Origin of the sequence: Mesorhizobium sp. LNHC232B00 (genome assembly GCF_000502435.1) — a bacterium.
Lineage (GTDB): Bacteria > Pseudomonadota > Alphaproteobacteria > Rhizobiales > Rhizobiaceae > Mesorhizobium > Mesorhizobium opportunistum.
The window spans coordinates 26,647-47,053 of the sequence record NZ_AYWP01000039.1; the positions used below are offsets into that span (position 1 = coordinate 26,647).

At 62.3% G+C, this 20,407-nt stretch carries 20 protein-coding genes and 1 pseudogene; 18 read left to right on the forward strand and 3 right to left on the reverse strand.

The window, feature by feature from the left end:
- Positions 1-12 precede the first annotated feature (12 nt).
- The 5 genes from X743_RS140725 (at position 13) to X743_RS140705 (ending at position 4,918) form a co-directional block, all read left to right on the forward strand.
- Complete coding sequence (locus X743_RS140725; protein ID WP_031258640.1) at positions 13-1,101, forward strand: class I SAM-dependent methyltransferase; 1,089 nt, start codon at positions 13-15, stop codon at positions 1,099-1,101.
- Positions 1,102-1,204: 103 nt separating this feature from the next.
- Positions 1,205-1,999 carry a peptidoglycan editing factor PgeF gene (gene pgeF, locus X743_RS140720; protein WP_023768823.1) on the forward strand — a complete coding sequence of 265 codons (795 nt, stop codon included), beginning with the start codon at positions 1,205-1,207 and terminating at the stop codon, positions 1,997-1,999.
- Positions 1,999-3,150, forward strand: coding sequence for a Xaa-Pro peptidase family protein (locus X743_RS140715; protein WP_023768824.1), 1,152 nt, complete (start codon positions 1,999-2,001; stop codon positions 3,148-3,150). Before pgeF ends, X743_RS140715 begins: the two co-directional genes overlap by 1 nt.
- A 43-nt stretch (positions 3,151-3,193) precedes the next feature.
- Positions 3,194-3,826 carry a hypothetical protein gene (locus X743_RS140710; RefSeq protein WP_023768825.1) on the forward strand — a complete coding sequence of 211 codons (633 nt, stop codon included), beginning with the start codon at positions 3,194-3,196 and terminating at the stop codon, positions 3,824-3,826.
- 156 nt (positions 3,827-3,982) lie between these two features.
- A complete protein-coding gene (locus tag X743_RS140705; RefSeq protein WP_023768826.1) occupies positions 3,983-4,918 on the forward strand; it encodes a ribose-phosphate pyrophosphokinase in 936 nt (311 codons plus the stop codon).
- Positions 4,919-4,980: 62 nt separating this feature from the next.
- Here X743_RS140705 and X743_RS140700 read toward each other — a convergent pair whose 3' ends face one another.
- Entirely contained in the window at positions 4,981-5,865 is an 885-nt protein-coding gene (locus X743_RS140700; protein WP_023768827.1) for a helix-turn-helix transcriptional regulator, read from the reverse strand.
- Positions 5,866-6,015: 150 nt separating this feature from the next.
- Here X743_RS140700 and X743_RS140695 point away from each other — a divergent pair, with 150 nt between their 5' ends.
- On the forward strand, positions 6,016-7,251 hold the full coding sequence (locus tag X743_RS140695; RefSeq protein ID WP_031250357.1) for an MFS transporter: 1,236 nt from the start codon (positions 6,016-6,018) through the stop codon (positions 7,249-7,251).
- 70 nt (positions 7,252-7,321) lie between these two features.
- Here the strand turns inward: X743_RS140695 and X743_RS140690 are convergent, their stop codons facing one another.
- The gene (locus X743_RS140690; protein WP_023768830.1) at positions 7,322-8,179 is read right to left on the reverse strand and encodes an alpha/beta hydrolase; all 858 of its coding nucleotides are present in this window, start codon (positions 8,177-8,179) and stop codon (positions 7,322-7,324) included.
- A gap of 148 nt (positions 8,180-8,327) precedes the next feature.
- On the opposite strand from X743_RS140690, the gene X743_RS140685 reads away from it, so the two are divergent.
- The 8 genes from X743_RS140685 (at position 8,328) to X743_RS140655 (ending at position 16,850) form a co-directional block, all read left to right on the forward strand.
- Positions 8,328-8,753, forward strand: a complete 426-nt coding sequence (locus tag X743_RS140685) for a MarR family transcriptional regulator (protein ID WP_031258641.1) — start codon at positions 8,328-8,330, stop codon at positions 8,751-8,753.
- Positions 8,754-9,230: 477 nt separating this feature from the next.
- Positions 9,231-10,208, forward strand: coding sequence for a hypothetical protein (locus X743_RS140680; protein WP_245264333.1), 978 nt, complete (start codon positions 9,231-9,233; stop codon positions 10,206-10,208).
- Positions 10,209-10,562: 354 nt separating this feature from the next.
- Positions 10,563-11,201 carry a 50S ribosomal protein L25/general stress protein Ctc gene (locus X743_RS140675; protein ID WP_023768833.1) on the forward strand — a complete coding sequence of 213 codons (639 nt, stop codon included), beginning with the start codon at positions 10,563-10,565 and terminating at the stop codon, positions 11,199-11,201.
- Between the two features lie 23 nt (positions 11,202-11,224).
- Complete coding sequence (pth, locus tag X743_RS140670; protein ID WP_023768834.1) at positions 11,225-11,983, forward strand: aminoacyl-tRNA hydrolase; 759 nt, start codon at positions 11,225-11,227, stop codon at positions 11,981-11,983.
- Positions 11,984-12,404: 421 nt separating this feature from the next.
- Positions 12,405-14,186, forward strand: a complete 1,782-nt coding sequence (locus X743_RS1000000171465; RefSeq protein ID WP_198028510.1) for a C1 family peptidase — start codon at positions 12,405-12,407, stop codon at positions 14,184-14,186.
- 131 nt (positions 14,187-14,317) lie between these two features.
- Positions 14,318-14,614, forward strand: a complete 297-nt coding sequence (locus X743_RS140665; RefSeq protein WP_023768836.1) for a protease inhibitor I42 family protein — start codon at positions 14,318-14,320, stop codon at positions 14,612-14,614.
- A gap of 157 nt (positions 14,615-14,771) precedes the next feature.
- Entirely contained in the window at positions 14,772-15,887 is a 1,116-nt protein-coding gene (gene ychF, locus X743_RS140660; RefSeq protein ID WP_023768837.1) for a redox-regulated ATPase YchF, read from the forward strand.
- A 210-nt stretch (positions 15,888-16,097) separates the two neighbouring features.
- A complete protein-coding gene (locus X743_RS140655) occupies positions 16,098-16,850 on the forward strand; it encodes a DUF5131 family protein (protein WP_013893480.1) in 753 nt (250 codons plus the stop codon).
- On the opposite strand, the gene X743_RS1000000171475 is transcribed toward X743_RS140655, so the two are convergent.
- A complete protein-coding gene (locus X743_RS1000000171475; RefSeq protein ID WP_245264334.1) occupies positions 16,805-17,722 on the reverse strand; it encodes a three-Cys-motif partner protein TcmP in 918 nt (305 codons plus the stop codon). The two genes, X743_RS140655 and X743_RS1000000171475, sit on opposite strands and share 46 nt — an antisense overlap.
- A 173-nt stretch (positions 17,723-17,895) precedes the next feature.
- On the opposite strand from X743_RS1000000171475, the pseudogene X743_RS1000000171480 reads away from it, so the two are divergent.
- From X743_RS1000000171480 to X743_RS140635, 4 genes and pseudogenes are all read left to right on the forward strand, one after another.
- Positions 17,896-18,039, forward strand: a pseudogene (locus X743_RS1000000171480) (DUF933 domain-containing protein); the annotation flags it as partial.
- A gap of 205 nt (positions 18,040-18,244) precedes the next feature.
- The gene (corA, locus tag X743_RS140645) at positions 18,245-19,219 is read left to right on the forward strand and encodes a magnesium/cobalt transporter CorA (RefSeq protein ID WP_013893477.1); all 975 of its coding nucleotides are present in this window, start codon (positions 18,245-18,247) and stop codon (positions 19,217-19,219) included.
- A gap of 126 nt (positions 19,220-19,345) precedes the next feature.
- Positions 19,346-19,819 carry a MaoC family dehydratase gene (locus tag X743_RS140640; protein WP_023768841.1) on the forward strand — a complete coding sequence of 158 codons (474 nt, stop codon included), beginning with the start codon at positions 19,346-19,348 and terminating at the stop codon, positions 19,817-19,819.
- Positions 19,816-20,286: a MaoC family dehydratase gene (locus X743_RS140635; RefSeq protein WP_023768842.1), complete on the forward strand. Its 471-nt coding sequence runs from the start codon at positions 19,816-19,818 to the stop codon at positions 20,284-20,286. The genes X743_RS140640 and X743_RS140635 overlap by 4 nt, the downstream gene beginning before the upstream one ends.
- Positions 20,287-20,407: the final 121 nt, after the last annotated feature.

Genomic DNA, 20,407 nt, shown 5'->3' on the forward strand with positions numbered 1-20,407 from the left:
GCCGCAGGCGACATGACGCGGCTGAAGACCCGCATCGTCGACCTGATCGAGGCGACGGGTCCGATCCCCGTCAACGAATACATGGCACTATGCCTGTTCGACCCCTCGGACGGCTACTACACGACGCGCGAGCCCTTCGGCGCCGCCGGCGACTTCATCACCGCGCCGGAGATCAGCCAGATGTTCGGCGAACTCGTCGCCGTCTGGCTCTACCAGGCCTGGGCTGCGATCGGCCGGCCGATACCGGTCACCGTCGCCGAGATCGGTCCTGGCCGTGGCACACTGATGAAGGACATGCTGCGCACCTTGTCACGGCTCGAACCTGACCTGGCCAACGGCGCAGCCTTCGCCATGATCGAGACCAGCCCGCGCCTGGCCGAGATCCAGAAACAGACGCTTGGCGCGACGCCCTTCGCGGTTGGCTGGCACGAAACCATCGACACGCTGCCGCGGCAGCCTCTGCTGATCGTCGGCAACGAATTGTTCGACGCCGTGCCCATCCGCCAGTTCGTCCGGGCCGGCGCCAGCTGGCGCGAGCGCATGGTCGGTCTCGACGACAAGGACGAACTTTGCTTCTTCGCCGGCGCCGGCTCGGTCGACCCGACGCTGCTCCCCGCCGACGCCGGCGACGCACCGCAAGGTGCGATCGTCGAAGTGGCGCCGGCCCGCTCTGCCCTGATGGCAGCCATCGCCGAGCGCATATCCAGTCATGGCGGCGTCGGGCTGTTCCCTGACTACGGCCATCTGCGGCCGGGTATCGGCGACACGCTGCAGGCCCTGCGCAAGCACAATCACGAAGACGTGCTGGCCAATCCCGGCGAAGCCGACCTCACCTCCCACGTCGATTTCGCCGCCCTTGCCGCAATCGTGCGCGCACATGGCCTCGACGCCTATCTGTCGAGGCAGGGCGATTTCCTGCTCGGCATGGGCATTCTCGAGCGCGCCGGCCGGCTTGGCGCCGATGCCGGCCAGGCGGCGCGCGACAAGATTGCCGACGACGTCGAACGCCTCGCCGGCCCGAAGGCGATGGGCGATCTGTTCAAGGTGCTTGCCATCGTCCCGCGTGGCGTGGCCGTTCGCCCCTTTGCCACGGCGGATTGACTTTTCACCGTTACCCCTCCCAATCTCGCGTCCGGCAAAAGAGCGGTGGAACCGCCGGCTGCTTTTTCTTGACGAAACCGCCCACACGGACAACAACGCCCGCATGCTGAATCAGACCAAACCGGATCCCGTTCGGTCGCCGCTGCTGGACAAGGCGCAGGCACAGGGCATCCGCCATGGCTATTTCACCCGCATAGGCGGCGTCTCGACCGGCATCTACCAGGGCCTCAACATCGGCACCGGGTCGGATGACGACCAGGCGCTGGTGGCCGAGAACCGCCGCCGTGTCGCCGCCTGGATGGGTGTGCCGCCGAACCATCTGTTGACCGCCTGGCAGGTCCATTCGCCCGACGTCATTGTCGCCAGGGAACCCTTTGCCGGCGAACGGCCCAAGGCCGACGCCATCGTCACCGACCGGCCGGGTATCGCCATCGGCGCCTCGACCGCCGATTGCGGCCCGGTACTCTTCGCCGATATGGAAGCGCGCGTCATCGGCGCGGCGCATGCCGGCTGGAAAGGCGCTTTCACGGGCGTGCTCGAAAATACCATCACCGCCATGGAAGGCCTCGGCGCCCGGCGCGAAAACATCATAGCCGTGCTCGGCCCCTCGATCGGCCCCGAAAACTACGAGGTCGGACCGGAATTCGTCGCTCGCTTCGTCGAGGCCGATGCGGAAAACACCGGCTATTTCGCGCCTTCGGCACATGCCGGCCAGGCCATGTTCGATCTCAACCGCTATACGGTCGACCGGCTGGCCAGGGCCGGCGTAAAGGCTGAGGGCCTCGGCCGCTGCACCTATGCCGAGGAAGATCTGTTCTACTCCTACCGGCGCACCACGCACCGCAAGGAGCCCGATTACGGCCGGCAGGTTTCGGCCATCGTTTTGGAGAAGGAATAATGGCGCTGCATTTTGAACGATCGGAATTTGACGCGCGGCGCGACCGGCTGATGATCGAGATGGCCGAAAAGAAGCTCGACGCCATGCTCCTGTTCGCGCAGGAAAGCATGTACTGGCTCACCGGCTACGACACGTTTGGCTTCTGTTTCTTCCAGTGCCTGGTGGTGAAGGCCGACGGCTCGATGGTGCTTTTGACCCGCTCGGCCGACCTGCGCCAGGCACGCCAGACCTCCATCATCGACAACATCGTGCTGTGGACCGACCGCGACGGCGCCAATCCGGCGGTCGACCTGCGCAATCTGCTCAACGATCTCGACCTGCTCGGCGCCCGCATCGGCGTCGAATACGACACCCACGGCCTGACCGCCTTCAATGGCCGGCGGCTCGACGAGCAATTGCAGACCTTCGGCCAGATCGCCGATGCATCCGGCATCGTCGGCCGGCTGCGCCTGTTCAAGAGCCCGGCCGAGGTCGCCAAGGCCGAGAAGGCCGCCAACCTCTCCGACGACGCGCTGGACGCGGCCTTGCCGCTGATCAAGCAGGGTGGCGACGAAGCCCTGATCCTGGCTGCCATGCAAGGCGCGATCTTTGCCGGCGGCGGCGACTATCCGGCCAACGAGTTCATCATCGGCTCCGGTATCGACGCACTGCTTTGCCGCTACAAGGCCGGTCGCCGCAAGCTCACAAAGAACGACCAGCTGACGCTGGAATGGGCCGGCGTCTTTCATCATTACCATGCGCCGATGATGCGCACGGTGCTGACCGGCAAGGTCTCGAAGCGCCATCAGGAACTGTTCGACGCGGCCCGCGCTGCCCTTCTTGCCGTCGAAAAGGCAATGACACCGGGCAACAGTTTCGGTGACGTGTTCGATGCCCACGCCCGCACCATGGAAGCGCATGGCCTGACCAAGCATCGGCTGAACGCCTGCGGCTACTCGGTCGGTGCCCGCTTCACCCCGTCCTGGATGGACATGCCGATGTTCTACCAGGGCAACCCCGAGCCGATCGCGCCGAACATGACGCTGTTCGCCCACATGATCATCATGGATTCCGAGGCGGAGACGGCAATGACGCTTGGCCGCACCTATCTGACCACCGAATCCCAGCCGAAGCCGCTGTCCCGCCATGATCTCGACTTGATCGTACAGTGAATCCATAATGGGAGGCGTTCTTCGCCAAGGAGTTAGAAGGCAAATGAGACGATCGCATGTGACGACCGTGTCATTGCTTGTGGCATTGGCTCTTGCCGCCTGCACCAACGCAAAGGACGTTCTCGAACCTTCCGCAATCACCCCGCCGGCGGCCTCGGCGCCGGGAGCGCAAGGCGCGGCCACTGTTCCCCCGCCGTCATCGACGGCCACCACCACCGCCGGCGCTTCTGCGACCACCACGGCCGGCGCAACCGCTGCCGCGCCGCTCACGTCGGCTCAAAGCGCCGCCATCCTGTCGAAGACCCGCCTGCAGATCGCGCCGATCGTCGGCGCTTCGGTGGAAGCCGCCACGCCGCTGACGGCCGAACTGCAGACGCGGGCCAAGCAGCGTGGCATCACGCTGGCCGGCAGCCAGGATCAGACCGCAACCCATGTGCTCAAGGGCTATTTCTCGGCGATCTCCGAAGGCAAGGACACCACCGTCATCTATGTCTGGGATGTCTACGACCCGGCCGGCAACCGGCTGCACCGCATCAATGGCCAGATGAAAGCGCCTTCGGTCAATTCCGGCGGCAGCGCCGACGCCTGGAAAGCGGTGGCGCCGGCCACCATGCAGGCGATCGCCGACCAGACGATCGACCAGTTCACGGCGTTTCTCGGCGGCAAGGCCAGCTGAGGTGTTGCCCGCCAGTGATGAGCGTGACGTTTTCCTAGGGTTAGCCGGCGGATTCCCCATCTCGGCGCTTGCAATACCGGCGCGGGCCGCTAAAAGCCCGGTTAAAAGGTGCAGGAGAGTCTGTCCGGGTTCTCCATCCTCCACCAGGAACGGTGCATGAAACTCTTCGCGGGCAATTCCAACAGGGTGCTGGCCGAAGCGGTCGCCCGCTATCTCAACATCCCGCTGGGCAAGGCCACGGTCAGGCGCTTCGCCGACCAGGAAATCTTCGTCGAAATCCAGGAAAACGTGCGTGGCGAGGATGTCTTCATCCTGCAGTCGACCTCGTTCCCGACCAACGATCACCTGATGGAACTGCTCATCATGATCGATGCCTTCATGCGTTCGTCGGCAAAACGCATCACGGCGGTCATCCCCTATTTCGGCTACGCCAGGCAGGACCGCCGGGCGTCGGGCCGCACGCCGATCTCGGCCAAGCTGGTCGCCAACATGATCACCCGCGCCGGTGTCGACCGCGTCTTGACCCTCGACCTGCATGCCGGCCAGATTCAGGGCTTCTTCGACATTCCGACCGACAACCTGTTTTCGGTGCCGGTGATGGCCCGCGATGTGAAGGCGAAATACAAACAGCTCGGCAATGTCGTGGTGGTGTCGCCCGACATTGGCGGCGTGGTGCGGGCCCGCGCGCTGGCCAAGCGCTTCGACGCCCAGCTCGCCATCGTCGACAAGCGCCGTGAGCGCCCGGGCGAATCGGAAGTCATGAACATCATCGGCGCGGTCGCCGGCAAGGACTGCCTGCTGATCGACGACATCGTCGATTCCGGCGGCACGCTGTGCAATGCCGCCGACGCGCTGCTGGCCAACGGCGCCACCAGCGTCACCGCCTACATCACCCATGGCGTGCTGTCGGGCGGAGCGGTTGCCCGCATCAGCGGCTCGAAGCTGCAGGAACTGGTAATCACCGATTCCATCCAGCCGACGCAGGCCGTGCTCGACGCGCCCAACATCCGCGTCATCTCGATCGCCGACCTGATGGGCGAAGCCATCTCGCGCACCGCGACCGAGGAATCGGTGTCGAGTCTGTTCGATTAGAGTAATTCCAGGAAAAGCGTGAAACGGTTTTCCGTCCCGGAATTACGTCTAGACGGTTGCCGCTACGGCGCCGGGCTTTCCAGCCGAACCGGACCCCCAAGGCGACGAGCGACCTCCACGCTTTCGCGTGCGCCGCGCATATAGCCGCGCGGCGAGGTGCCGAGCATCCGCTTGAACATGGTGATGAAGGCCGGCACGCTGTCATAGCCCAGGTCGAGCGCCACCCTGGTGATCGGCTCGCCATCGGCGAGCCTCGGCAGCGCGGCGAACAGGCAGGCCTGCTGGCGCCACGTCGACAGCGACAAGCCGGTCTGGCGCTGGAAGGCGCGGGTGAAGGAGCGGCGGCTCATGCCTGCGGCATCGGCCCACTCGTCGATCGTCGCGTGCGGCGAGGGCGCGGCGACGAAGCGCCGGCAGAGCGCCGCCAGCCTCGGATCGGATGGGAACGGCAGCCCGAGCGGCCGCTCCGGCAAGGTCGGGATTTCGTGCAGCAGCAGGTTCATGATCAGCCCGCCGCGCCCTTCCAGCTCGCCGCCCTGCGGCAGTTTTTCCGATTCCACGATCAGGCTGTGCATCAAATCGGTGACGCCGACGACACGCAACCCTTCCGGCAGTCCGGCTATCGCGCCCGGCATGACATAGACCGAGCGCATCGAGACATCGCCCAGCATTTCGACGGAATGCTCGGTGCCGGCCGGAATCCACATCGCATGGTCGGGCGGCACCATCCAGCGCCCGTGCCGCGTCGTCACCAGCACGACGCCGACCAGCGCATGGAGCAACTGGCTGCGGCTGTGGCGGTGCTGGGGCACATGGTAACCGTCGGGATATTCGGTCGGCAACGCCACCGCCGGCCCGGCCACCTGCTCCAGCCACTGCCAGCGGCTTTCGTGCAATTTGCCGAGGTCGGTATTGCCGGCGCGAAAGATTTCCCTGCCATGCGACATCTTCTCTGGCCCACTCGCGAAACTATTGGACCAAACCACGAAAGAAGTCGCGCGGCAAGCAGCTTATAAGGCAACCGTCCCTAGGGTGGCCGCAGAGCGTCCGCCAGATTGCCCGCGGGCGTGCCCGCCAAAAAGACCACGGAGCCTATCTTGACCGATACGACAGCCACCAGCGTCGCTTCCCCCGCGACCGCCGCTTCAGCCCAGGCGACGGCCTTCACCGTCATCCTGGCGGTGAGCCTGTGCCACTGCATCAACGACATCATGCAGTCGCTGCTATCGGCCATCTATCCGCTTCTGAAAGAGAACTACGGCCTCGATTTCTGGCAGATCGGCCTGTTGACCTTCACCTTCCAGGTGACGGCATCCCTGCTGCAGCCGATCATCGGCATGGTCACCGACAAGCGGCCGATGCCCTATTCTCTGCCCTACGGCATGGCCTCGTCGCTGATCGGCCTGGTCGTGCTGGCCTATGCCGGGCATTACTACCTGCTCCTGATCGGCGCCTCGCTGATCGGCATCGGTTCGGCCATCTTCCACCCGGAATCCTCGCGCATCGCCCGCTTCGCTTCCGGCGGCCGGTTCGGCCTGGCGCAATCGCTGTTCCAGGTCGGCGGCAATTTCGGCCAGTCGATGGGCCCCTTGCTGGCCGCCTTCATCGTCGTGCCCTTCGGCCAGACCAGCATCTCCTGGTTCGCCGTCGGCTCGCTGATCGGCATCGTCATCCTGTGGCAGGTCGGCGGCTGGTACAGCCGCCTGCGCGCCGCGCAAGGCAATCGCAAGGCGGCAAGCTTCGTCTCGCCCTTCCCGCGCCGCAAGGTGATGAACGCGTTGATCGTGCTGACGCTACTGGTGCTGAGCAAGAACGCCTACATCGCCAGCCTCGCCAGCTACTACACCTTCTATTCCATCCATAAGTTCGGCGTTTCGGTGCAGATGTCGCAGGTCATGCTGTTCCTGTTCCTCGGCGCCTCGGCGCTCGGCATCCTGCTCGGCGGCCCGTTCGGCGACCGCTATGGGCAGAAGGCGATGATCTGGTTCTCGATCGTCGGCGTGCTGCCGTTCACGCTGGCGCTCCCTTACGCCAATTTGGAATGGACGATGGTTCTGACGGTGCTGATCGGGCTGATCCTGTCCTCGGCCTTCTCCAACATCGTCGTCTTCGCCCAGGAACTTGTGCCCGGCCGCGTCGGCATGATCGCCGGCATCTTCTTCGGCTTCGCCTTCGGCATGGGCGGCATCGCGGCTGCCGTGCTCGGCGTCGTCGCCGACATGAAGGGCATCGATTTCGTCTTCCAGATCTGCTCGTATCTGCCGTTTCTTGGATTGCTGACCGTGTTCCTGCCCAACATGAAGGAAGCCAGGAAGGCACAGGCGGCCGCCTAGATCAGACCGGAAACCCACACAAGGAAAAGCACCCACCAGACGGCGGGTGCTTTTTTCGTTCCGAACGGCCTTATGCCTTGAAGAAGGCCAGCAGGTCGGCGTTGATGACGTCCGCGTGGGTTGTCGCCATGCCATGCGGAAAACCCTTGTAGACCTTGAGCTCGCCCTTCCTGAGCAGCTTGATCGACAGCAGCGCCGAGTCGGCGATCGGCACGATCTGGTCGTCGTCGCCATGCATGACCAGCACCGGCACGTCGATTGCCTTCAGATCCTCGGTGAAGTCGGTTTCCGAAAAGGCCTTGATGCAATCATAATGCGCCTTGGTGCCGCCCATCATGCCCTGGCGCCACCAATTGTCGATGATGCCCTGCGACACCTCTGCACCCGGACGGTTGAAGCCGTAGAACGGGCCGGCCGGAACATCGCGGAAGAACTGGGCGCGGTTGGCGGCCTGGGCGGCGCGGAAACCGTCGAACACCTCGATCGGCAGGCCGCCGGGATTGGCTGATGTCTTGAGCATGATCGGCGGCACCGCGCCGATCAGCACCGCCTTGGCGACGCGCCCGCCGGCACCGTACTGCGCCACATAACGCGCCACTTCGCCGCCCCCGGTCGAATGGCCGACATGAATGGCGTCCTTGAGGTCGAGATGCGCGACAAGTGCCGCGACGTCGGCGGCGTAAGTGTCCATCTCGTTGCCGACATCGGTCTGCGTCGAACGGCCGTGACCACGCCGGTCATGGGCGATGACGCGGTAGCCCTGCGCCAGGAAGAACAGCATCTGGGCGTCCCAATCATCGCTGCTCAACGGCCAGCCGTGATGGAAGACGATGGGCTGACCGGTTCCCCAGTCCTTGTAGTAGATCTGCGTGCCATCCTTGGTGGTGAACGTGCCGCTGCCCGAGCCAGACTTTGTCTGCGAAGCCATCTCAAATCTCCTTTGATTATATTGCGATAAACAATGTCGCGACATCAATACCGCTAACGCAACTCGAAGGCCTTGTCCATAAAAATATGTATCACGATATCATTTTTCGTGGTATGCATCTCGTGATTAATCGGCAAAGGAATGCGTCGTGCCTCTCCCGTTGGACAATCAGCTCTGCTTCACGCTCTATGCCACCTCGATGGCGATCAATCGCACCTACAAGCCGATGCTGGACGAGATGGGGATCACCTATCCGCAATATCTGGTGCTCAACGCGCTTGGAGAGGCCGACGGCATGTCGGTCGGCTCCATCGCCGACCGGCTCGCTCTGGAATCGAGCACCATCACACCGTTGGTGAAGCGCATGGAGCAGGCGGGGCTGGTCACCCGCCAGCGCAGCCGGACCGACGAGCGCCAGGTCCAGGTCGACCTGACATCAGCCGGACGCTCGCTGCTCGTCCAGTGCAACTGCCTGAACGAGACCCTGGTCGAGCGCTCGGGCATGACGCTGGCTGAGCTGGACGCCCTGAACCGGCAGATCCAGGCACTGCGTGACGCGTTGATCAGCAAATAGGACGGCACCAGCTGCCTCGCCGCACCTTGAACTGCGCACGGCGTGCCAGGGATTAACATCGATCGATCGCACAACCTTCTCCATGGAGAGCATGCTGCGCGAAAGCGATTGAGTTTGCGTCATGGCAACTTCGATTGACTTAGTAAGTGCGGCCCGGCCAATCACAGCGCTCGTTGCACGGACTTGCAATCAAATGGAATCGAAAAGCCTCCTTGGTTCGCCCTCTTGTGTTCAGGCTTGCACGAAACGAACTGGAGCAGTCGATTCGTGTCGAATGACCTATAGGCTTTCTATTCTACTATAGGGTATTGCACGAGCAATGCTGCAGAAAAGTCGAGGTAAATGGGTACCAGCAACCCAAAATAAGTGGATTCGTCATAACCTATAAAAGCGGAGAAATTCTCAAAACTTGCTTGCGTTCGCCCCGCCTCGAGAAGACGTTGAAAAGATCCGTTCGCACTTGACGGGAAGAAGGCGTTGACGCTGGAAAACGGTGCGCCTGGATTCGACATGCACGCTCCCCCGCTTCGTGTTTTGACCCTTCTGGTGCGTCACGGGACCCAGAAGTATCCGACCGCATGGCAGGACTTGCGAGCTATGTTCGCCCACCAGTTGCCGGACGTTGCGCATCGCATGCTCGTGATCGACAACTCGTTGCCGGTCGGTCATGGCTCCGATCTCGACCGCGAGGTCGAACTGATCGGCGCGTCGAACGTCGATTGGGAGTTCTCCGCGTGGGACTGTGGCATCAATCATATCGGCGCCAAACTTCATGACTACGATCTGGTTCACTTGGCCACTTCGGCCTTCGCAGTATCCACACCTGACCATCTCAAGTTGCCTGACCATCTCAAGTTGATCGATGGCGGCTCGTTACGGTCGCTGCTTGGCTTACAAGGGGCGCTGGGCCGCATTGATTTTCACGACGAGGCCATTTCGATTTTCGGAATCGCTTCGCAGGCCTGGCTCCGCAGTTCGTTCATCTTGATGCGCCCACGGCAACTCAGCAGCCTGGGATCTTTGGTAAGCGTCGGCAGGAACACGCCGATTTTCAGCGGGAACCCCCAGCAGCCCTTCCGTGATGACGCGCCGATCTCGCAAGGATGTCAGCGGTTTTTGCTGCGTTGGCTCACCGGCGACGGAGCCAGCAAATGGACAGTCTGGCATTCCAGGTTCGATCTTACGCCTGAAACGCTGCCGTTTTTCGAGAGCAAGGCCCGGGCCATTCTCAATGAGCATATGCTCACCAACCGGTTGCTGGCCAATGGATGCGCGCCTGTCGACATGACATGGCTGGCGCTGAAGGTTCGGGCAGCAAGCACGGAACCCGGCAATTATGTTCCGGACTGGAATATTCCGGACTGGCGCGTGCAGATCACCTCCCGAGCACGACCCAAACGCACTTTGACCCAGAAGCTCCGCCGCCAGTGGCTTAAGCTCATGTCGCGGCAGTAGTGCCTACCATCGGCTGTTGCCCGCGCGCTCGGGCACGGCGCTGGTTGAGCTTGGCGCGCTAATCCGGCAGATCCAAGCGCTGCGTGAGGCGTTGATCCGCGATCAGAACCAGGCGGGCTGGCGACTGCCCCGCCATGGCTTGCACGCCTGCCCGCCTTCCGCTATAGAGCCGCCACCCGCGTAGACACCCTTGGAGGCAACGCGGCGGAAGGCTGCCTTCCCCTTGTGATCCCGAACAAAGGTCCGCGTGAGCGGCTGCCGGCATTCGGACATCCAGGACTGGCGGCTTTCGACGTTTACGGCTTGGGCACATTGCCCGCCGCAAACGCTCCATAACACGCGAAAGGAAAAGCCATGAGCCACGATACTTACGAGCTCAAGGCCGAAGCGCGCGAACAGGTCGGTAAGGGGTCCGCCCGTGCAGTTCGCCGCAACGGTAAAGTGCCTGCAGTAATCTATGGTGACAAGCAGCCTCCCCTGGCGATCGCTCTCACCTACAAGGACATCTACTACAAGATCCATGGCGGCGGGTTCCTGACCACGATCGCCACGATCGATGTCGACGGCAAGAAGATCCAGGTCCTGCCGAAGGACTTTCAGCTCGACCCGGTCAAGGATTTCCCTGTCCATGTCGACTTCCTGCGCATCGGCAAGGACACCGAGGTCAATGTCGACGTGCCTGTCCACTTCATCAATGAGGACAAGTCGCCCGGCATCAAGCGCGGCGGCGTGCTCAACATCGTGCGTCACGAAGTCGAGTTCCACTGCCCGGCCAATGCGATCCCGGAGTTCATCACCATCGATCTCACCGGCACCAACATCGGAGATTCGATCCACATCTCGGCGGTCAAGCTGCCGGCCGGCGTCAAGCCGGTGATCTCCGACCGCGACTTCACCGTCGCAACCATTGCCGGTTCGTCGGCGATGAAGCCGGAGACGGAAGAGACGGTCGAGGTTGCACCGGAAGCGGCTCCGGCCGCCGAAGAGAAGTAACTCTTTCACGCCTGGAGCTGACGATGCCAGAGAAGACAGCGCTTGTCTTTGCAGGCCTCGGCAATCCGGGCGCGAAATACGCTGACAACCGGCACAATGTCGGGTTCATGGCGGCGGACGCAATCGCCCGCCGCCATTCCTTCTCGCCTTGGGCGAAGAAATTCCAGGGCCTGATCGCCGAGGGCACACTCGGCGGCGAAAAGATCATCCTGATCAAACCGCAGACCTTCATGAACCTGTCCGGCCAGTCGGTCGGCGAATTGCTGCGCTTCTACAAGCTTGGCCCCGAGGCACTCACCGTCTTCTACGACGAGATCGACCTTGCAGCGGGCAAGGTTCGGGTCAAGGTCGGTGGCGGCTCCGGCGGCCACAATGGCATCCGCTCGCTCGACCAGCATGTCGGCAAGAACTTCCGCCGTGTTCGCATCGGCGTCGGCCATCCCGGCGTCAAGGAGATGGTGCATGGCCATGTCCTCGGCGACTTCGCCAAGGCCGACCGCGAATGGCTGGACGTTCTGCTCGACACCATAGCCGACGATGCCGGCTTGCTGGCCAAGGGCGACGACAATTCCTTCATGAACCGGGTGACGCTCGCCTTGCGCGACAAGCTCGTGCCGACCGGCGACGATGACCGCCCGCCGTCCAAGGCCCCCAAGGTGCAGGGCCCTAAGGCCCAGAGCCACATCCGCCAGGCGCGCCCGCAGCAGGCGCCGGCCAAGCTGCCGGAAAGTGGCCCGATGGCCGCCATGCTGAAAAAGCTGTTCGGCAAAAACGACGGCTGAGACGGCTGCCGCCGGGCGATTATTCCCGGAGCGAACGAACGCCGGCTGACAATTTCAGACCGCCACGGCTGATGCATCCCTGACCACGCGATCGCCTGCATAGAGCTGCCGGAATTTGTCTGGATTTGCCCCGCGGAAGCAACGAGCACGGCCTCAAGCTTGCCGACCGATGCGGCTTGGGCCGCCGATGCGCCGTCAGCATATCCAATAGTGAAATCCCTCACAGACCATGACCCTGCCGGAGGTCATGGATGCAAAGTGTGGTTGTCGCATGCCTTTCGGCTTTGCCGGGCAGTCGCACGTTTTCACCGACACGAGGGAACTGTTTATGGCCCGAACTCCTTTGACGTTCTCTGCGCTGAGCAGCGCCCTGGCAACCAACAATGCCAGATGGCGGGCGGCCGAAACCCCGATCTCGCTCATGGACCCCAAAAAACGCCTCCAGATGCTGGGCGCCATTCCCAGCGATGAAGCCATCGCCCTGCTCGCGGCGGCACGCAACCAGCCGCCGTCGCTTGCCGCGGCGCCGGGTTTTGCGCCCGCCGTCGACTGGCGCAACAAGAACGGCAATCATATTACCCCGGTCAAGAACCAGGGCGGATGTGGCTCCTGCGTCTCGTTTGGCTCGGTCGGCCTTATCGAGGCGATGTCGCATATCGAGACCGGCCGCTGGTTCGACCTGTCGGAAGCCGACTCGCATTTCTGCTCATCGCACGGCGCCAATTGCGGCGGCTGGTGGCCCGACCAGTGCCTCGACCAGATCAAGGGACGCGGCGTCTGCGACGAAGCCGGCTTCCCCTACCCGTCGGCATTTCCCAACAACGATATCTGGAGCGGCCCCCCGGCCTGCCACGCCGCGCCGAACCGTCCGGCGCGCATCAGCAAGCTGACGGCCGTGCACAAGCTGGTGGATGCGAACGCAATCAAGAACCATCTCAGCAGCGTCGGTCCGGTCGCCGGCTGCTTCACCGTCTACAATGATTTCTTCAATTATTCCGGCGGCATCTACCACCACGTCACCGGCGATGTCGCCGGCGGCCACTGCGTTCTCGTCATCGGCTATTCCGAGGCGGAGCAGTGCTGGATCGTCAAGAACTCGTGGGACACGACCTGGGGCATCGGCGGCTTTGGCAAGATCAGCTATGACGACTTCAAGTATGACGGCCAGCTGTATCCGATGTACGGTGCAACCGGCATCATCCTGCCATCGTCCGGCTGGCAGCCGTTGGGCGGCAAGCTCACCACCGAAGCCGTCGCCGGCAACAACAAGGATGGCCGCATCGAGGTTTTCGCGCGCGGCACCGACAACGCGCTCTGGCACATCTGGCAGACCGCGCCCAACAATGGCTGGGGCGGCTGGGCATCGCTGGGCGGCATCATCACCAGCACCCCGGCCGTCATCGGCAATGGCGACGGCCGGCTTGAGGCGTTCGCCAGGGGAGCCGATGGCGCTCTGTGGCACATCTGGCAGACCGCGCCCAGCAGCGGCTGGAGCGGCTGGGCTTCGCTCGGCGGCGGCATCACCAGCGACCCCAGTGCGGTGCGCAATGTCGACGGACGGGTAGAAGTCTTCGCCAGGGGCAATGACGGCGGCCTCTGGCACATCTGGCAGGGCGGCCCGCAACGGGGCTGGAGCGGCTGGGCTTCGCTCGGCGTTCAGATATCGGGCAATCCGGTAGCTTCCAACAACAAGGACGGCCGCATCGAGGTCTTCGCTCGTGCCAACAACGGGGCAGTGGTGCATCTCTGGCAGACAGCCCCCAACAATGGCTGGAGTTCATGGGCCTCGCTGGGTGGCATTTTGACCAGCGACCTTGCCGTTGGCCAGAACAAGGACGGCCGCCTCGAAGTGTTCGGGCGCGGCACCGACAATGCGCTCTGGCATATCTGGCAGACCGCGCCCAATAATGGCTGGAGCGGCTGGGCATCGCTGGGCGGCATCATCACCAGCGCGCCGGCGCTCGGCCACAATGCCGACGGGCGCATGGAAATCTTCGCCCGTGGCACTGACGGGGCCTGCTGGCACATCTGGCAGACCGCGCCGAGCAATGGCTGGAGCGGCTGGGCGTCGCTGGGTGGCGGCATCGTCGGCGACACGGCGATCGTCAACAACAAGGACGGCCGTATGGAAGTCTTCGTGCGCGGCACGGATCTCGCCCTATATCATCGTTGGCAGACGGCTCCCAGCAACGGCTGGAACTGAGGCGACGGTGATGGGATCGGAAGGNATCGTTGGCAGACGGCTCCCAGCAACGGCTGGAACTGAGGCGACGGTGATGGGATCGGAAGGCGGCGCGCATCGGCGCGCCGCCCGTCGCCACAAAGGAAGAAGCGATGGCGAACGAACGAGCGACCATGAATTTCCAACCCGCAATCGGCGAGCAGATTGTCGTGGAATTGCCGGCGACGCCTGGCGCGGGCGTCGTCTGGTCGGTTCCGCCGGCGCCGGCGGGCTGCACCATCACCCAGATTGACAGCAAGCCCGATAACACAGGAATAGGCGGCACAACCTTGCAGCGTTTCACGGTTTCCTGCGGCAAGCCTGGACAGATCCAGCTTCGCTTTGAACTGAAGCGGCCGTGGGAAGACACTGTCCGCGCCGTTCAGCCGGTCACCATCGACGTGAAGTAGCGTCCTAAAGGCGCGGCTCGAACTGCTCAAAAACGGCCGATCGCCCTGCGATGCGGCCTTTCGCGGCCCTGCCCGTGCGACCGCGGGGCTTGACGTTCCTCCCCCCTATCGCCCATAGCCCTCATCAAATTTCGAATTCCCGATAGGACTGGACAAAATGGGTTTCAAATGCGGCATCGTTGGCTTGCCCAACGTCGGCAAGTCCACGCTCTTCAACGCGTTGACCAGAACGGCGGCGGCGCAGGCCGCCAATTATCCCTTCTGCACCATCGAACCGAACACCGGCGAGGTGGCGGTGCCCGACCCGCGCCTGGGCAAGATCGCCGCGATCGGCAAGTCGAAGGAGATCATCCCGACTCGCATCTCCTTCGTCGACATCGCTGGCCTGGTGCGCGGCGCCTCGAAGGGCGAAGGGCTGGGCAACCAGTTCCTCGCCAACATCCGTGAGGTCGACGCCATCGTGCACGTGCTGCGCTGCTTCGAGGATGACGACATCACCCATGTCGAGGGCCGCATCGACCCCGTCGCCGATGCCGAGACGGTCGAGACCGAGCTGATGCTCGCCGACCTCGACAGCCTCGAGCGCCGCATCGTGCAATTCCGCAAGCGCGCTTCGACCAAGGACAAGGAAGCGACGACCGTGCTGCCGATGATGGAGGCAGCGCTCGAACTGCTGCAGGCCGGCAAGCCGACCCGCATCCTGCTCAAGGGCATTTCGGCCGAGGACCTGCGCATCCTGCAGGGACTGAACCTGTTGACCTCGCATCCCGTGCTCTATGTCTGCAACGTCGCCGAGGCCGATGCCGCCACCGGCAACGAACACACCAGGGCCGTGGAAAAGATGGCGACCGCCCAGGGCGCCGGCACCGTGGTGATCTCGGCCGCGATCGAGGCCGAAGTCGCCCAGCTTTCGGATGAAGAGGAGATGGAGTTCCTGTCCTCGCTCGGCCTCGACGAGCCCGGCCTGAACAAGGTCATCCGCGCCGGCTACGAGCTGTTGCACCTCATCACCTATTTCACCGTCGGGCCGAAGGAGACGCGCGCCTGGACCATCCACAAGGGCGACAAGGCCCCGCAGGCCGCCGGCGTCATCCACACCGATTTCGAACGCGGCTTCATCCGCGCCCAGACCATCGCCTATAACGACTTCGTCACGCTGGGCGGCGAAGTGGCGGCCAAGGAAGCCGGCAAGGCACGCGATGAAGGCAAGGAATATGTCGTCCAGGACGGCGACATCATGCTGTTCAAGTTCAACACGTTGCTCGCACGGTAGGCNCCGGCAAGGCACGCGATGAAGGCAAGGAATATGTCGTCCAGGACGGCGACATCATGCTGTTCAAGTTCAACACGTGATGCTTCGGGAAAGAGCGTCTCGAACTGCTGTCTGACAACATTCTTGATATGAAGAAATTCCTACAATAGACTTATCGGGGTATTTACGATCTTCGGGCAGTTTTAAAGCAGACGAAGAGAAGAGCGGAAAATGGCCGAGACATCAATCGAATGGACTGACGCGACGTGGAACCCTGTTGCCGGATGCACGATCCTTACGGCAGGATGCACCAACTGCTACGCCATGCGGATGGCTGCCCGCCTCGAAGCGATGGGAGTCGAGAAGTACGTGGGATTGACACGGGAAAGCGGTGGAAGGGCAAAGTGGACAGGCAAAATAAGGCTCGATAGCGGCTCTCTCGACATTCCTGCGTCTTGGAAGAAACCGCGCCGTGTTTTCGTCAACTCGATGTCCGATCTTTTCCACGCGGATGTACCGGTGGACTTCATCCGCGACGTTTGGCGCGTTATGGGCGCCACCCCGCGCCACACTTATCAAATCCTCACCAAGCGGCCAGATAGGATGGCAGAAATTCTATCAACGAAAGCATTTGAAGTTCTGTCGAACGTATGGCTTGGAACAAGCGTTGAGGATAGCCGGGTGCTTCACAGATTGGATGAGCTTCGAGCTGTTCCAGCGGCCATAAGGTTTGTCTCCTATGAACCGCTGATAGGCTCAGTGGCGGGCGCAAGCCTAGCAGGCATTCACTGGGCCATAGTCGGTGGAGAAAGCGGCCCCAACGCACGTCCAATGGACCCGAAGTGGATCGACGAAATCTTCGACCAATGCACCGATGCCGATGCCGCATTCTTTTTCAAACAGTGGGGCGGGAAGAACAAGAAGGCAACAGGTCGAACCTATCGTGAGCGCTTGTGGGATGACCTACCAGAATTGAGAATGTGAGATGCCATCTTGGTCGCCAGCTTCACGGCTGCCGAGCTAGTATTCGAAACCGCAAAGAAAAGCGATGCAAGCGGCGCACCGTTCCTGTGGTGAAGCCGAACCGGATCAAGCACGGCACCTTTGAAGGCGGTTTCAAGGCGTTCTTTCACATAGGCTTCAATCGCGTTTACATCAGCTCGGCGCGCCGCCAGCCCTTGCGTTTCGAAAATGTCTTCACGCGCAATTTCATGATTATACCAACGAGACCGCCAGTCGCTGGCGCCTAGAACCCTATCTAGACTTGCTTGCTTGCCAAGATCGAGCTTTGCCGGATCGTGCGGAGCATTCCTGTAGAGGCCGGACAGCGGAAAGAAGTACCAACAATCCAGTGCCTCGGTCTTGGCAATTGCCTCCACCGTCTCCCAAGACACCTCCATGCCGTACGGATCTAGAAAAATAACCCCACGTATTCCACGGCCGACAATTTCGGAACCTCGCCAAGGGGTATTCGTGCATAGACGCTGCACGAGTTTATTGGCGTCCCCATTGCGCACGATGATTTTGCGATCTGGATACTCCTCAACCAGAGTTTGAAGTTCTGAGAACCGGGACGTGTCTTGTTCAATGAGAACAATCGAGTGCATTGGTGGATCGATTTCGATCGCGATTCGGGCCGACCCTGGTGTCGTGATTTCCTCTGGCTCAGCAAAATCCGGCCCGAATAGCGGCAAACCGGGGCGCACTTCGGTGCGAGTGCCAGAACCAGCAAATGCGTCGATGTAGATGCAAGCAAAATCCTGATTTCGAAGCGCAATCGAAAACGCCTGCAAATACTCTTGCAGACATTTCAATTTTCTCGACGTGTCAGGTCCCCCAAAGACATGTTTTGCCAAATTTAATATCCCCGCCCAAGCGCACTATCCAACCTCGAAAATGGGCAAGTGTCTAGCCAATTTGGCGTTCGAGGAACGAACAATGTAGTCCCGAAAAGTACCCCTTATCTCTTCAACAAAGTATCTAAAGCAAATGCAACAAGCTGAAACCCGCGCATGAACCATCCATAAGGGCCTATAACGACTTCGTCACGCTGGGCGGCGAAGTGGCGGCCAAGGAAGCCGGCAAGGCACGCGATGAAGNTGAAGGCAAGGAATATGTCGTCCAGGACGGCGACATCATGCTGTTCAAGTTCAACACGTTGCTCGCACGGTAGGCATCCAAAGCATCGTCGCGATCCTGCGGCGATGCACTATCGGCGTATCTCCGAGCTCTGGTGCCATCCCGTCCAATGGCCACTTGTCTTGATTTTGTCATGGCACGGGTCTAAGCGGCGGGCACACGCTCGGCGCATGCGACGAAGAGCCGTGCAATCCGACATCAATCCAACCGCCCTTTGATCCAGCAGGGGAGATCTGGCGATGATCAAGGCCTTCGTCGTCGACAATGATCGCCTGCGCCTCACCGACGACCTCCAGGCCAATGGCGACAAGGTGGTCTGGGCCGATCTCGTCAATCCGACCAAGGAGGAAGAGGCCACCATCGAAAGCTGGCTCGGCATCGCCATCCCGACCCGCGAGGAGATGGAGGAGATCGAGATTTCCAGCCGCCTCTACATCGAGGACGGCGCCTACTTCATGACCGCCACCCTGCCCGCCCAGACCGAGGTCGACGATCCCCTGATGTCACCGGTCACGTTCGCGCTTGCGGGCAACAGGCTGATCACGGTGCGCTACCACGAACCGAAGGCGTTCAAGACCTTTCCGCTGCGCGCCGAGAAGGCGGCGACCGGGTGCACCAGCGGCGACACCATCCTGATCGGCCTGCTGGAAGCGATCGTCGATCGCCTTGCCGACATTCTCGAGCGCGCCGGCCGCGACGTGGAAGTGATCTCGCGTGACATCTTCCAGGCGACCTCGACCAAGGCGTCGAAGCGCAACCGCGACTTCCAGGAGCTGCTGAAAGCCATCGGCCGCAAGGAGGACATCGCCTCTTCCGTGCGCGACAGCCTGATCTCGCTGCAGCGCCTCGCCGGTTTCCTCGCCCATGTCGCCACCCAGACCAGGATGAGCAAGGATATCCGCGCCCGCATCAAGACCTTGTCGCGCGACGTGCTGTCGCTTGCCGACCACGCCACCTTCCTGTCGCAGAAGATCTCCTTCCTGCTCGACGCCACGCTCGGCATGATCTCGATCGAGCAGAACGCCATCATCAAGATCTTCTCGGTCGCCGCTGTCATCTTCCTGCCGCCAACGCTGGTCGCCTCCATCTACGGCATGAATTTCGACGTCATTCCCGAGCTGAAATGGCAGCTTGGCTATCCCTTCGCCATCGGCCTGATGATCCTGTCGGCGATCCTGCCCTTCTGGTATTTCCGCCGCCGTGGCTGGCTTTGATCGGGTCGCCACGGGCGGACTGCCTGTTGCTGGCGCACCAGAAATAACTTGACCAAACCGCGCCCTGCCTGCATCCGGGATGCCCGATCCCTGCGGATCGCGGATTCCTGAGCCGGATTTCAGACCATGACTGCAAAAACCTGGGCCTATGAGGACTTCGTCGAGGGCACCTCGCTCGACCTCGGCACCAAGCTGGTAAGTGCCGCCGAGATCATCGAATTCGCGCGGGAGTTCGACGCCCAGCCGATGCATCTCGACGAGGAGGCCGGCAAGGCCAGCATCCTTGGCGGNGGGCTGGCGGCCTCGGGCTGGCACACCTGCGCCATGTTCATGCGCATGCTGTGCGATGCCTTCCTGCTGGACTCCACCTGCCAGGGCGCGCCCGGCGTGGACCAGGTCAAATGGAAGAAGCCGGTCCTGGCCGGCGACCAGCTCACCGGCAGCCTCGTGGTTGTCGCCAAGCGCCTGTCGAAATCGAAGCCGCAACTGGGCTTCGTCACCATGCGCAGCGAACTGTTCAACCAGCGCGGCGAAAACGTTTTCGAGCTTGAGAATTCGGTCATGTTCCTCACGCGTGAGGCCGCGGGGAGCCTGGCATGACCCTGGACGAATTCTTCCGCATCGGTGCCACCGTGACGCTGGGCTCGCACACATTCGAGCCCGAGGCGATCAAGGCCTTCGCCCGCAAATACGACCCGCAGATCTTCCATATCGACGAGGAAGCCGCCAGGAAGAGCGTGCTCGGCGGCCTCTGCGCGTCCGGCTGGCATACGGCCGCCACCTGGATGAAACTCAATCTCGAAGCCGGCATGGACACCGGGGGCGCTGCCTGGAGCGGCCTCGGCTTGGTCCCCGAATTCGGCCCCTCGCCCGGCTTCAAGAACCTGAAATGGCTGAAGCCGGTCTACGCCGGCGAGACCGTCACCTTCACGCGCACCGCCCTTTCCCACCGCCCGATCGCCTCGCGCCCCGGCTGGCGCCTGCTGACGCTGCGTTGCGAGGCCTTCGCCTCGGCCGGCGACAAGGTGCTGGAGTTCGAGAGCGCCGTGCTGGTGAAGGTGGAGTAGCGGCGCTGGGCGCTCTTCCTTCTCCCCTTGCGGGCTAGCGTGGGCACACATTTGCTTCGGGCTCATTTTTGTGAGGCGAGAACGAAGCCGTCTACGATGGCGTTGAAGCGTCTGAGGCCGT